Below are 12556 nucleotides of genomic sequence, written 5' to 3'. Positions count from 1 at the left end.
GCGCGGTCATTCCTTCGCCGGAACCTGCGCGGCCGCGGCCGCATCGCGAACGACGCGGATCAGGCCTTCCTGCGCGGTGCTGGCGACCAGGCGGCCGTCGCGGTCGAAGATCTGCCCGCGGGCGAGGCCACGGCTGCTCTGCACGCTCGGGCTGTCGATCGAATACAGCAGCCATTCGTCGGCACGGAACGGTCGGTGGAACCACATCGCATGGTCGAGCGAGGCCATCTGCACGTTCGGCTGGTAGTAGCTGATGCCGTGCGGGAACGTCGCGGTGCCGAGCAGGTGGAAATCGGAGGCGTAGGCGAGCAGGGCGCGGTGCAGTTCCGGGGCGTCGCCGACGCGCTCGCTCAGGCGGAACCAGACCTGTTGATACGGCGGTCGCTTGGGCGGGTTGAGCTCGTCGCGCGGGTAGACGTGGCGGAACTCGAACGGTCCCTGTCGCGACAGCCAGCGCTGGACCTTGGTCGGCAGCGTCGCCATCACGTGCTCGGGCACCGGCGGCGCCGGGTCGATGTCCTCCGGCTTGGGCACCTCGGGCATGGTCAGCTGGTGCTCGACGGCGTCCTCGTGCTGCTGGAACGAGGCGGCCATGAAGAAGATCACTTCGCCGTGCTGGATCGCGGTGATCCGGCGCACGGAGAAACTGCCACCGTCGCGGGTGCGGTCGATCTGGTAGACGATCGGCGCCGACACATCACCGGCGCGCAGGAAGTAGGCGTGCAGCGAGTGCGCGCCGCGCGGCTCGGACATCGTCGCCTGCGCCGCCGACAGGGCCTGGCCGACGACCTGGCCACCGAAGACGTACTTGGTGCCGATGTCGCGGCTCTGGCCGCGGAACAGGTTGTCTTCCAGTCGTTCCAGCGAGAGCAGCTCGACCAGCTCGGGAACGACTTGCTCGGAAGCGGGTGAGGTCATGCGCGGAAAACTCGTGGGACGCGGGTCGGAAGTATACGAGATGGGCTCTGCATCCCTTTCGGACCCGTCATCCCACCCGAACACCGTCATCCCGGCGCACGCCGGGATCCAGGCCCGAAACCTCGACGGGGCACCGTGAACGGGTTCGCGTGACAGCCTGGATCCCGGCGTTCGCCGGGATGACGGTCAAGGGATCCGTTCCAGATCCACCGCCGCCATCACCAGCGCCCACGGGAACTGCGGCCCCGGGTCGAGCTTGCGCTGCACCTGCACCGAGGGATCGTCGCTGGCGGCGACCGTGGTGGTATCCAGGTCCTCGTGCCCGGCGACATGCCGCAGCGATGGCAGCGTGCGTTGCAGGTGCCGCAGCAGCGACACCAGCGCCTCGATCTGCTCGGGCGTGTAGCGCTCGCCCATTGCCTGATGATCGGCCGCCAGCCAGTCCGGGTAGCGGCCGCGGTTGACCAGCTCGATGCCGATGGCGCGCGGGTTGTAGCCGCGCACGTGGTGGGCGATCCGATCCAGGGCGACGTACTGGTGCAGGCTGCCATCGCGGTCGATGTAGTAGTGGCCGCTGTTGCCGGTCTGCGAGCCCTCGTAGAGCACTTCCTCGCCGAAGCGGCGCGCCATCGCCAGGTCCGGCAGCTCGGTGCAATGGATCACCGCCAGGTCGATCTGGTCGAGCGTCCTCGCCTCCAGCCGGTCCTGGTAGGGCAGGGGATGGAAGGCGATGGGCGGAGCCGTAGGGTCGGGCGACATGGGGCCGGATGCTACCATTCGCCCCCGCCCGGCCTTGATGGCCGCCGGCCCCCGACGACCCGCCTCCCAGGCGCCGGTTCGAACAGCGCAGATTGCCCAGACTGCACGGATCCCCGCCATGAAGCTTCCTCCCGCCGACTCCGAGCTCGGCAAACTGATGGCCATGCTGCCGCGCCAGGGCCGGGTCGAATGGATCGGCCTGCGCCCGCAGCGCGACGTCGCGATGGACGCGGTCACGCAGGTGATCGCCCAGACCGGCGCAGGCCTGGTCGGCGACCGCTACAGCGGCGGCAGCGGCAAGCGCGGCATCACCCTCATCCAGGCCGAGCACCTGCCGGTGATCGCGGCGCTGTCCGGCCATGAAGCCGTGGCGCCGGCGACGCTGCGCCGCAACCTCGTCGTCTCCGGGCTGCCGCTGGTCGCGCTCAAGGGACGCCGCTTCCGCATTGGCGACGTGGTGCTGGAAGGCACCGACGACTGCGATCCGTGCTCGCGCATGGAAGCCGCGCTCGGCGCCGGTGGCTACAACGCGATGCGCGGCCATGGCGGGCTGTGCGCGCGCATTCTCGACGGCGGCACCATCCAACTCGGCGACGCCGTCGTCGCACTCCAGGATTGACCAGGATTTTCATGAGCAGCACGCGCGGACATTGCATCCTTTCCCACGGTTTCGAAAGCGGGCCCGACGCCACCAAGGTGACCGCACTGGCGGACGTCGCCGCTCGCCTGGGCTGGAGCCATGAGCGCCCCGACTTCACCGACCTGGATGCACGCCGCGACATCAGCGAGCTGGGCGACGTGCACAGCCGCCTGCAGCGGCTGCTCGAACTGGCGCGCGCTGCCGCCGCGCGCGGCCCGCTGGTGCTGGCCGGCTCGAGCCTGGGTGCCTACATCTCCGGACTGGTGTCGCTGCAGGTGCCGACCGCCGGCCTGTTCCTGATGGCGCCGCCCATCAAGATGGGCCCGGCGCCGCGCCTTGAAGCCGCTCCCGTGCCGACCTCGATCATCCACGGCTGGCACGATGACCTGATCCCGGCCAGCGCCGTCGTCGAATGGGCGCGCGAGCGCGGTTCGCGCCTGCTGCTGGTCAACGACGGCCATCGCCTGTCCGACCATGTCGAGGCCAGCGCCGATGCCTTCGCTTCCCTGCTGTCGGTGCTGTAAGCCATGAAATTCTTCGCAAGCTGCGGCAAGGGCCTGGAATACCTGCTCGCCGACGAACTGGTCGCACTGGGCTGCACGCGCGCCACCGCGGCCATGGCCGGTGCCAATGTCGAAGGCAGTGCGCTCGATGCGCAGCGTGCGGTGCTGTGGTCGCGCCTGGCCAGCCGCGTGCTGTGGCCGATCGCCGAATTCGACTGCCCCGACGAACACGCGCTGTACGCCGGAGCCGCCGCGATCGACTGGCCGCAGCACCTGGCCCAGGGCGATACGGTCGCGGTCGATGCGCACGTGTCGGGCGATGCGATCACGCATGCGCGCTACGCCGCGCAGCGCGTCAAGGACGCCGTGGTCGACGTGATGCGCGCGCGCACCGGTTCGCGCCCCGACGTCGACGTCGAAGCGCCCGACCTGCGCTTGAACCTGGTCGTGCGCAAGGGCCGCGCGATCGTCTCGATCGACCTCGGCGGTGGCCCGATGCACCGCCGCGGCTGGCGCAGCAAGCAGGGCGAAGCACCGCTGAAGGAAAACCTCGCCGCCGCGGTGCTGATGCGCGGGCAGTGGCCGAAGATTTACGCGGGCGGCGGCGCGCTGCTCGACCCGATGTGCGGCAGTGGCACGTTGCTGATCGAAGGCGCGCTGATGGCCGCCGACGTCGCACCGGGCCTGCAGCGACATGGCAACGGCATGCCCACGCGCTGGCTTGGCTTCGATGCGTCGTCGTGGCAGCAGCTGGTGGACGCGGCGCGTTCGCGCGAAGCCGCCGGCATGAATGCATTGCGCCCGGTGTTCTTCGGCAGCGACCTGGATCCGCATGCGATCCGTGCCGCGCAGGACAACGCGGTGCTGGCCGGCCTGGCCGGTGTGATCGACTGGCGCGTGGGCGACATCCGTTCGCTCGAAGCACCCGCTACCCGTCATCCCCGCGAAGGCGGGGACCCGGTGGCGTTGCTGCCTGCGCCCGATGAAAGTGCAACGTCCATGGATCCCCGCCTTCGCGGGGATGACGGTGCAGGCCTGGTCGTCTGCAACCCGCCCTACGACGCCCGCCTCGCCGCCGACGCCGCCCTCTACCGCGGCCTCGGCGACGCCCTCAAGCGCACCGTGCCGACCTGGCGTGCCAGCCTCCTGTGCGGCGACGCCGAACTGGCGCGCGCCACCGGCCTGCGCGCCGGCAAGAAGTACCAGCTGTTCAACGGCGCGATCGAATGCACCCTGATCGTCTGCGACCCGGTGGCACCGCCGCAGCGCGAACGCGCGGCTGACGAGCCGGCGCCGACCTTGTCGGAAGGCGCGCAGATGGTCGCCAACCGCCTGCGCAAGAACATCCGCAAGCTCAAGTCCTGGCGCGAGCGCGAGCACGTCAGCTGCTATCGCGCCTACGACGCCGACCTGCCGGAGTACTCGGCGGCGATCGACGTCTACGTCACCGACGAAGCCACGCCGCGCACCTTCCTGCACGTGCAGGAATACGCCGCACCGGCCGACATCCCGGAAGCGGTACAGCGCAAGCGCCTGAACGAACTGCTGGCGGCGGCGCGCGAGGTGTTCGCCGTGCCGCGCGAGAACGTGGCCCTGAAGACCCGTGCCCGCGGCAAGGGCGGCAGCAAGTACGGGCAGTTCGATTCGCGTGGCGAACTGGTGACGGTGCGCGAAGGCGATGCGCGCCTGCGCGTGAACCTGTTCGACTACCTCGACACCGGCCTGTTCCTCGACCACCGGCCGATGCGCCTGCGCATCGGCGCCGAAGCCGAGGACACGCGCTTCCTCAACCTGTTCGGTTACACCGGCGCGGCCACCGTGCATGCGGCGGTCGGCCGCGCGCGCAGCACCACCACCGTGGATCTGTCGGCAACCTACCTGGAGTGGTGCGCAGACAACCTGCGCGAGAACAATGTCGGCGGCACGCGCCACCGCCTGGTCCAGGCCGACGCGCTGACCTGGCTGGAAGCCGACACGCAGCAGTACGACCTGATCTTCTGCGACCCGCCGACGTTCTCCAACTCCAAGCGCGCAGACGACTTCGACGTGCAGGCCGAACACGTGCGCCTGCTGCGCGCGGCGGTGGAGCGCCTGGCCGACGGAGGCGTGCTGTACTTCTCCAACAACTTCCGTCGGTTCCGCCTGGACCAGGCGGCGATCGAGCAGTTCGCCGAATGCGTCGACATCAGCGCGCAGACGATCCCGCCCGACTTCGAGCGCGACGCCCGCATCCACCGCTGCTGGCGCCTGCGGCGGCTCGCCTGAGGCAAGCCCATGCGCCGGCTGACGCTCCCGAAAGGTTCGTGGACGTTCTTCCGGCAGTGGCTGCGCAATCCCGCGCGCACGGCGGCGGTGACGCCGTCGGGCCGCGACCTGGCCGCGGCGATGGTCACCGCCTTGCCCGACGGTGCGCGTCGCGTGATCGAGCTGGGCGGCGGTACCGGGGCGATCACGCGCGCGCTGCTTGCGCGCGGCATCCTCGGTCGCGAGCTGATGGTGCTGGAGCTCAACGAGGAACTGCACGCGCACCTGCGCACGCGATTCCCGCAGGTGCGCATCGTGCTCGGCGACGCCCGCGACCTCGTCCACCTCGCCACAAGCGACGGTTATCTGGCCGACGGACCGGCCGACGCGATCGTGTCGGGCCTGGGATTCCTGGGCATGCCGCGCAACACCCAGCTCGAGATCCTGCAGGCCTCGTTCGACTGCCTGCGCGAGGGCGGCCGCTTCCTCCAGTTCACCTACGGTCCGCAGTCGCCGGTTGCCGCGGAGGTGGCCGAGGAGCTTGGGCTGGAAGTCGAGCGCGGCGAGTTCGTCCTGCTCAACGTGCCGCCGGCAACGGTCTACGTGATCAGCCGGCGCGCCTGAGCCCGGGCCGCCGTCCGCGCGCTGTAATGGATCGTTCCATCGGCGATGCTGGCGGCTCCGCGGCGCGCACCCGACATTGACGGGCAGTCAACCAGTAATCCGGAGCACGCCATGAGCCACCCCGACACCAGCCAGGACTTCGCCCGCATCGGTCGCGTCATCCGCGGCATGCCGGCCTCCGACGGCGCCGGCGTGCGCCTGACCCGCGTCATCGGCACGCCGCAGCTGGACATGCTCGATCCGTTCCTGATGCTCGACGAGTTCGGCACCGACAAGCCCGAGGATTACCTGGCCGGTTTCCCCGATCATCCGCATCGCGGTTTCGAAACCGTCACCTACATGCTCGACGGACGCATGCGCCACAAGGACAACCACGGCAACGAGGGTGTGCTGGTGCCTGGCAGCGTGCAGTGGATGACCGCCGGTCGTGGTCTGGTGCATTCGGAAATGCCCGAGCAGCACGAAGGCCGCATGCGCGGTTTCCAGCTGTGGGTGAACCTGCCGGCGAGCGGGAAGATGGCGGATCCGCAGTACCAGGAATTCGCTCCCGATCGCATCCCGCAGTTGCAGCCGGCGCCGGGCGTCAACGTGAAGCTGATCGCCGGTCGCATCGGCGATGTCGCAGGTCCCATCCAGCAGCCTGCGACCGATCCGGTTTACCTCGACATCGAGCTGGCTGCCGGAACGTCCTGGCAGTACGAGTTGCCCGACGGCCACAACGCGTTCGCCTATGCCTTCGAAGGCGAGGGCACGATCGGCGATGGCGACGATGCGCGGCCGTTGTCGACGCAGCAGTTGGCGGTGCTCAACGGCGGTCGCGTGTTCAAGCTCAGGGCAGGCCTCAAGGGCGTGCGCGTGATCCTGGTGGCCGGGCGTCCGCTGCGTGAGCCGGTGGCGCGCTACGGTCCGTTCGTGATGAACACGAAGGAGCAGATCATGCAGGCCTTCGTGGACTTCCAGGAAGGCAGGTTCTAGCAGACTGCCGCTCGTTGGCGATTCGGGCTTGCGTCTGCGGAGCGGCGTCGTCCGCCGGGCCGGGGATTGCTCCGCCCCTTAGTCAGACATCCTGTCTGATGCGGGGCGCGGGACATCCATGTCCCGCTGCGGATCAATCCCCGGCCCGTCGAACGACGCTCCGGCATTTCATTGCCCGGTCTTCGATAGCAACCCGTCATCCCCGCGAAGGCGGGGACCCAGCGACGTTGCCCTTGGCCCGTCATTCCCGCGAAGGCGGGAACCCAAGGACGTTGCTTCTCGCATTTGCAAACCACCTCATCCTCCCGCGGGCGTCCGTGACCAAACTCGCAACCGAGCGAGGGCACGGACACCGCCCCGGGCCGGCGCAGCTCGAGTCCGACCCTTTCAGTTACGCCACGCGCGCAATGCGCTCTGGCCAACAGTCCAAGTCAATAAAACAGTAGAAGCTTCCGGAAGGAGGGGGTGGGGTGTATTTCGCGAACAATAAACGGAGCGAAGCGGAGGTTCGCGGAATACACCCCGCCTCCTCCCTCCACTGACAAACCGCGCAAAAAAAAGGGCCGCAATGCGGCCCTTTCCTTACGCAGATGCTCAACGCAGATCATCATCCCCCAGCCAGCGATAGATCACGCCGCCGAGAAGTCCGCCAGCGATCGGAGCAACCCAGAACAGCCACAACTGCGAGATCGCTGCTGCACCGGCGAACACCGCCACACCCGTCGAACGCGCCGGGTTCACCGACGTGTTGGTGACCGGGATGCTGATCAGATGGATCAGGGTCAAGGCCAGGCCGATCGCCAGCGGCCCGAAGCCCGCAGGCGCACGCGGGTGCGTCGCGCCGAGGATCACCACCAGGAACATAGCCGTCATCACGATCTCGCACAGGAACGCCGCGGCGATCGAATAACCGCCGGGCGAATGCGAACCGTAACCGTTGCTGGCGAACGCACCGGCCGCATTGGGATCGACCGCGAACGTGGCCGTGCCGCTGGCGATGTGCCAGAGGATGAAACCGGCGAACAGGCCGCCGAGCACCTGCGCAATGATGTAGGGAAGAAGATCGCGCGCCGGGAAGCGACCGCCGGCCCACAGGCCGAAGCTCACCGCCGGATTGAAGTGACCGCCGGAGATGTGGCCGAGCGCGTAGGCACCGGTCAGCACCGTCAGGCCGAACGCGAGCGACACACCGACGAAGCCGATGCCCAGTGGATTGCCATCGCCGCCGAAATTGGCCGCCAGCACCGCGCTGCCGCAACCGCCCAGTACCAGCCAGAACGTGCCGATGAACTCTGCCCCGAGACGCTTGATCATGCTGCCTCCAGTTCCTTCCTTGCGAAGTGACGGAAGCCCGGGTCGTACTGCCAACCTTCCGCCCGGGCGGTGCTGATGCAGTCTGCACCCAGCCGTTGGGGCGGGGCCGGCCCATCTTAGGAGGATGCTGTAGAGCCGGAGTGATGTTGGCCGATGCGGCATGCAGCCATGCCGGCGCCAGATGATCGGAATCCATGTGCTGGCAGGCACGCCAGCTCGCCAGCAGGCGGACTCGCCTGTTGGTACTTGCGGCGGTGCACGTGCGCGCCCGCGAGCCGCGGCAATGCCGCGGCATTCGCAATTGCTTACTTGCTGCTCAGACGTGTTGCCGGGAACCGGATCGACTGCGCCAGCATGATCGAATTGCCAAGCTGTCCATCGCTGGCCTGCAGCCAGATGTGCGCGGTGCGACCGTCCGGCAGCTCGATCAGCGTTTCACGTACCTGCATGTCGGGCTTGATCGCGACCTCGCCCTTGTACCAGTACATGCTCTGCCCATCGATCATTCCGGCTTCGGCGCGATTGCCGCGCTTGGGCGAGAACGGCGACTTCGACGAGATATACAGTCCGAACGCTTCCGAGCCGTCCTCACGCAGTGCGCGACAGAAGTCGGAACCACCGCTTCCCTTGTATTCCCAGACCAGCCCCGAGCTTGCGGGCAGCTGCGGACACGTCCCCTGGTCCTGTGCCTGTGCGTTCGCCGCGAACATGAGCCCGGCGAGCACGGGCAAGGCCGACATACGCCATGCCGTCGTCTTCACGACTAACCCCCTGTGGTCAATTGCCTAACAGCCCCTAACCCCTAAAGCCAGACCGGTTTGACCAAATCGTGATCAAGTTGCCCGATCTGGACCGAACATAGTCCAGAAAACGGCACTTGACAAATAACGTTGCTTAATAGGCGGGTGGCCTGGCTTATGGATCCGGCCGGACCGGGGGGCGGTCCGGCCCGGAGGGAGCCGAATGGGGCGGCGAGGGCTCCCAGGAGGCCTCAGCGCTCCGGCAGGGGGATGTACTCGTCGTCGCCCGGGACCTTGCCGAACCGCCCCTCCTGCCAGTCCAGCTTGGCCTGCTCGATCCGCTCCTTCGAGCTGGAGACGAAGTTCCACCACAGGTGGCGGTGGCCATCCAGGGGCTCTCCGCCCAGCAGCATGGCCTTGAGCGGGGTCCGCGCCCGCAGCTTGGGCCGGGTGCCGGGGTCGAGCACGACCAGGTGCATCTCCGGGATGTCGGCGCCGTCGAGCTGGGCGTCGCCCTCCAGCACGTACAGGGCCCGCTCGGCATGGCCGTCATCGAGCGCCAGCTCGGCATCGGCATCCAGGTCGATGGCGACGTACAGGGTTCCGTTGTAGACCTTCACCGGCGACTCCTCGCCATAACCGCGACCGGCGACGACGCGCAGCCAGCTGCCATTGCGGCGCTGCTGCGGCAGCGTGGCCGCCGGGTGGTGGAAGAAGCCCGGGTTGGCTTCCTCGTCCGAGCGCGGCAGTGCCACCCAGGTCTGCATGCCGTGCAGCGGATGCTCGTGCTCGCGCAAGGTCGCCGGCGTGCGCTCGGAGTGGGCGATGCCGCGTCCGGCCGTCATCCAGTTCACGTCGCCAGGATTGATGTCCTGGTAGCTGCCGAGCGTGTCGCGGTGCGTGATCGTTCCCGACCACAGGAAGGTCACCGTCGCCAGGCCGATGTGCGGATGCGGGCGCACGTCGATGCCGCGTCCCGGTTCGAACACCGCCGGGCCCATGTGGTCGACGAACACGAACGGGCCGACCGATCGGGCCTGGATGCTGGGCACGGCGCGCCGCACCTGGAATCCGCCGAGGTCGTGTACGCGCGGTGAGACGATCGTGGTCATGTCGGGTCCTCGTCGTGACTGATGCGACGCAGCTTGGCATGCCATCGCTGGCGGCTGCGTAGCGTTTGATGAAACAGGCCGTTACGGCCAGCGAACGCTAGCCTCCGCCGCCTTCGTTGTTGCCCAGCCGCAGCGTGGCAGCCGGCGCGGTGCCGCGCTCCAGCCCGACCAGCGTGAGCGACCAGGGCCCCATCGGTTGCGGCGCGGGGTTCGCGCCGTGCAGCACGACGTCGGCAGCCTTGCCGGCCTGTTCGAACACCAGCTTCACCTCCGCGTCGCCGGCCCACACGCACTGCACCGTTGGCGGGCAGCGCGAGTCGTTCGCCACTTCGATGTAACGCAGTGATGACTGTCCGGGCAGGGCCGCCCGCTCGCCCGGTCGCAGCGTGAACTCCTGGTTGCCCGATACCTGGATGGCGTCGCGCACCGGGCTGGCGCAGGCGGCCAGGAGGATCATCGCGGTGCAGGCAAGCGCGGTGCGGGCAAGCGATCTTGTCAGTCTGCTCATGGCCTCGATTGTAAGCGCCGATGTGAAGTGGTCGTGCAGGCGCCATGGCTAGAATCGGCCCGCGCCTTCCCATCCGAGTCACTACCGGGAACATCATGACCAGGAAGCTCCGCTGGGTGGGTATCACCGTCGCCGTGCTGCTCATTGCCTCGGCGGTATCGGTCTTCAGCTACGGCCGGTTTGCCCATTACGCGCGCGGCGCACCGTCGCAGGCCATCGCGGCCGAGCGGGTCGAGACACCGATCGACCGGGCGATCGCGCCGATGACGCAGGCGCACCCGGGCGAGGCCGGGCTGTCGCTGATCAACGACAACCTCGACGCATTTGCCGTGCGCGCAGTCAGCGCACGCGCCGCCGGCCGCAGCCTCGACCTCCAGTACTACATCTGGAAACCGGACCTGACCGGAAACCTGATCGTCCACGAAGTCCTGAGGGCGGCCGACCGCGGCGTCCGCGTGCGCCTGCTGCTGGACGATCTCAACTCGCACAAGAAGGACTCGGTGCTGGCCGCACTGGATCAGCACGAGAAGGTCGAAGTGCGGATGTTCAACCCGTCGCGCGGACGCGCCTCGAGTTTCATGCGCGGCGTGGAGATGCTCCTGCGCGGCTTCAGCCTCAACCGTCGCATGCACAACAAGGCGTGGATCGTCGACGGCCGGATCGCGGTGGTCGGTGGCCGCAACATCGGCGACGAGTACTTCGGCGCCTCGTCGCAATCCAACTTCATGGATGCCGACCTGGCCGTGGTCGGACCGCCGGTGCAGGAAACCGCCGCCATCTTCGACGCCTTCTGGAACAGCCCGTCGGCCATTCCGCTGTCGGCCCTGGTCGACAGCGACGAGGTGTCACTGCAAAGGCTGCGGCGGATCGTCGACCTCGAATACAAGTCGCGCAACGCCCATCCCTACCTGGCCAAGCTGCGCCAGTCGCCGACGATCGCGGCAGTGCTGCGAGGCGAGAAACTGCCGCGCTGGACCCGCGACGCACACGTTTACTCCGATCCGCCGGCAAAGGCCGAGGGCGCGCCACGCAAGGGCTGGCTGGCCGACGTGCTGGTGCCGGCGGCGATGGCCGCGCGCCGTGAGTTGTTCATCATTTCCCCGTACTTCGTGCCCGGCGACCAGGGCGTGGCCGCACTGGTGGGCATGCGCAAGCGCGGCGTCCACGTCGGAGTCCTGACCAATTCACTGGCCGCCACCGATGTCGCCGCGGTCCATGGCGGTTATGCGCCGTATCGATTGCCGCTGCTCGAAGGCGGCGTCGACCTGTTCGAGCTGATGGCACGTGGCGGCGGCGGTGGGCGGGGCAGTGGCAGTGGTGGCAGTGGTTTCGGTTCCAGCGATGCCAGCCTGCACACCAAGGCATTCGTGGCCGATGGCAACGTCGGTTTCGTCGGCTCGTTCAATCTCGACCCGCGCTCGATCAACCTCAATACCGAGATGGGCATCCTCTTCAGCGACCGCCAGCTCAGCGGAGATCTGCAGCGGACCTTCGCGGCCAAGACCAGTGCCTCCAACAGCTACAAGCTGTGGCTCGACGACGGCGAACTGCGCTGGCGCGACGGCTCGGCGCAGCCTCCACGCGAGTGGACGCATGAACCGGCTACAGGCGTCGGCAGGCGCGCGATTGCGCGCGTGATCGGCTGGCTGCCGGTGGAATCGCAGCTGTAGCACCGTCATCCCCGCGAAGGCGGGGATCCATGGACGTCGCCCTACTGCTTCTCTTCCTCGAGCGTCGCCTTGCCATCGGCGGTGATGCTCACCTTCGTCAGCCGGTCGTACTCGGTCTCGCTCATCTCCGCCACCGCGCAGCTGCACAGCGCCGATGCGATGCCGGGAATGGTGTTGCTGTGGCCGACCACGAGCACGCTTTGCCCGCTGTGTTCGCGCTTGAGCCGGGCCGAGAAGTCGGCTGCGGATTCCTTGGCGTCATACGTGATCACCGTGAGGTGATGTCCGCGCGCAGTCGGTGCCGCGGTCTGCTGCGTCCGGCGGAAGCCTGTGGAATAGACGGCATCGAGCGGTGCGTCGGCCAGCCGCACCGCCAGCGCGTCGGCGCGGGCCAGTCCGGCCGGTGTCAGCTCCGGGTCCTTCGAGCCATCGGGCACCTTCTCGGCATGCCGCACCAGGATGAAGGTGGTCGCCGGCGGCGGTCGGGTCACGCAACCGGCGAGGAGGGCGAGGGCAAGCAGGAAGGGCAGGGTGAGCTTCATCGAGCAT

13 protein-coding genes are annotated in these 12556 nt (G+C 68.2%); 6 read left to right on the top strand and 7 right to left on the bottom strand.

What is annotated here, in order from left to right:
- Positions 1-6: 6 nt before the first annotated feature.
- Positions 7-918 (bottom strand): acyl-CoA thioesterase II, encoded by a 912-nt coding sequence (gene tesB, locus AC3A3Q_RS03220; RefSeq protein WP_200604522.1) that lies wholly within the window; start codon positions 916-918, stop codon positions 7-9.
- A 186-nt stretch (positions 919-1104) separates the two neighbouring features.
- Positions 1105-1677 carry an N-acetylmuramoyl-L-alanine amidase gene (locus AC3A3Q_RS03215; RefSeq protein ID WP_487584844.1) on the bottom strand — a complete coding sequence of 191 codons (573 nt, stop codon included), beginning with the start codon at positions 1675-1677 and terminating at the stop codon, positions 1105-1107.
- A gap of 118 nt (positions 1678-1795) precedes the next feature.
- Here AC3A3Q_RS03215 and AC3A3Q_RS03210 point away from each other — a divergent pair, with 118 nt between their 5' ends.
- The 5 genes from AC3A3Q_RS03210 (at position 1796) to AC3A3Q_RS03190 (ending at position 6663) form a co-directional block, all read left to right on the top strand.
- Positions 1796-2296, top strand: a complete 501-nt coding sequence (locus tag AC3A3Q_RS03210; RefSeq protein ID WP_487584843.1) for an MOSC domain-containing protein — start codon at positions 1796-1798, stop codon at positions 2294-2296.
- Between the two features lie 11 nt (positions 2297-2307).
- Positions 2308-2841, top strand: a complete 534-nt coding sequence (locus AC3A3Q_RS03205; protein WP_487584842.1) for a hypothetical protein — start codon at positions 2308-2310, stop codon at positions 2839-2841.
- Positions 2842-2844: 3 nt separating this feature from the next.
- Complete coding sequence (gene rlmKL / locus AC3A3Q_RS03200; protein ID WP_487584841.1) at positions 2845-5085, top strand: bifunctional 23S rRNA (guanine(2069)-N(7))-methyltransferase RlmK/23S rRNA (guanine(2445)-N(2))-methyltransferase RlmL; 2241 nt, start codon at positions 2845-2847, stop codon at positions 5083-5085.
- A gap of 9 nt (positions 5086-5094) precedes the next feature.
- Positions 5095-5688: a class I SAM-dependent methyltransferase gene (locus tag AC3A3Q_RS03195; RefSeq protein WP_487584840.1), complete on the top strand. Its 594-nt coding sequence runs from the start codon at positions 5095-5097 to the stop codon at positions 5686-5688.
- 111 nt (positions 5689-5799) lie between these two features.
- Positions 5800-6663: a pirin family protein gene (locus AC3A3Q_RS03190; protein WP_487584839.1), complete on the top strand. Its 864-nt coding sequence runs from the start codon at positions 5800-5802 to the stop codon at positions 6661-6663.
- A gap of 594 nt (positions 6664-7257) precedes the next feature.
- On the opposite strand, the gene aqpZ is transcribed toward AC3A3Q_RS03190, so the two are convergent.
- The 4 genes from aqpZ to AC3A3Q_RS03170 form a co-directional block, all read right to left on the bottom strand.
- The gene (aqpZ, locus tag AC3A3Q_RS03185; RefSeq protein ID WP_487584838.1) at positions 7258-7977 is read right to left on the bottom strand and encodes an aquaporin Z; all 720 of its coding nucleotides are present in this window, start codon (positions 7975-7977) and stop codon (positions 7258-7260) included.
- Positions 7978-8282: 305 nt separating this feature from the next.
- Entirely contained in the window at positions 8283-8738 is a 456-nt protein-coding gene (locus AC3A3Q_RS03180; RefSeq protein WP_487584837.1) for a hypothetical protein, read from the bottom strand.
- Positions 8739-8968: 230 nt separating this feature from the next.
- On the bottom strand, positions 8969-9829 hold the full coding sequence (locus AC3A3Q_RS03175) for a pirin family protein (RefSeq protein WP_487584836.1): 861 nt from the start codon (positions 9827-9829) through the stop codon (positions 8969-8971).
- A 97-nt stretch (positions 9830-9926) separates the two neighbouring features.
- Complete coding sequence (locus AC3A3Q_RS03170) at positions 9927-10337, bottom strand: hypothetical protein (RefSeq protein WP_487584835.1); 411 nt, start codon at positions 10335-10337, stop codon at positions 9927-9929.
- Between the two features lie 95 nt (positions 10338-10432).
- Here AC3A3Q_RS03170 and AC3A3Q_RS03165 point away from each other — a divergent pair, with 95 nt between their 5' ends.
- Positions 10433-12007: a phospholipase D family protein gene (locus AC3A3Q_RS03165; protein WP_487584834.1), complete on the top strand. Its 1575-nt coding sequence runs from the start codon at positions 10433-10435 to the stop codon at positions 12005-12007.
- A gap of 41 nt (positions 12008-12048) precedes the next feature.
- Here the strand turns inward: AC3A3Q_RS03165 and AC3A3Q_RS03160 are convergent, their stop codons facing one another.
- Positions 12049-12549: a histidine phosphatase family protein gene (locus tag AC3A3Q_RS03160; RefSeq protein WP_487584833.1), complete on the bottom strand. Its 501-nt coding sequence runs from the start codon at positions 12547-12549 to the stop codon at positions 12049-12051.
- Positions 12550-12556: the final 7 nt, after the last annotated feature.

The sequence above is a fragment of the Lysobacter sp. Soil_C_59 genome (assembly GCF_057656415.1).
This window is presented reverse-complemented; position numbering and strand designations above follow the sequence as displayed.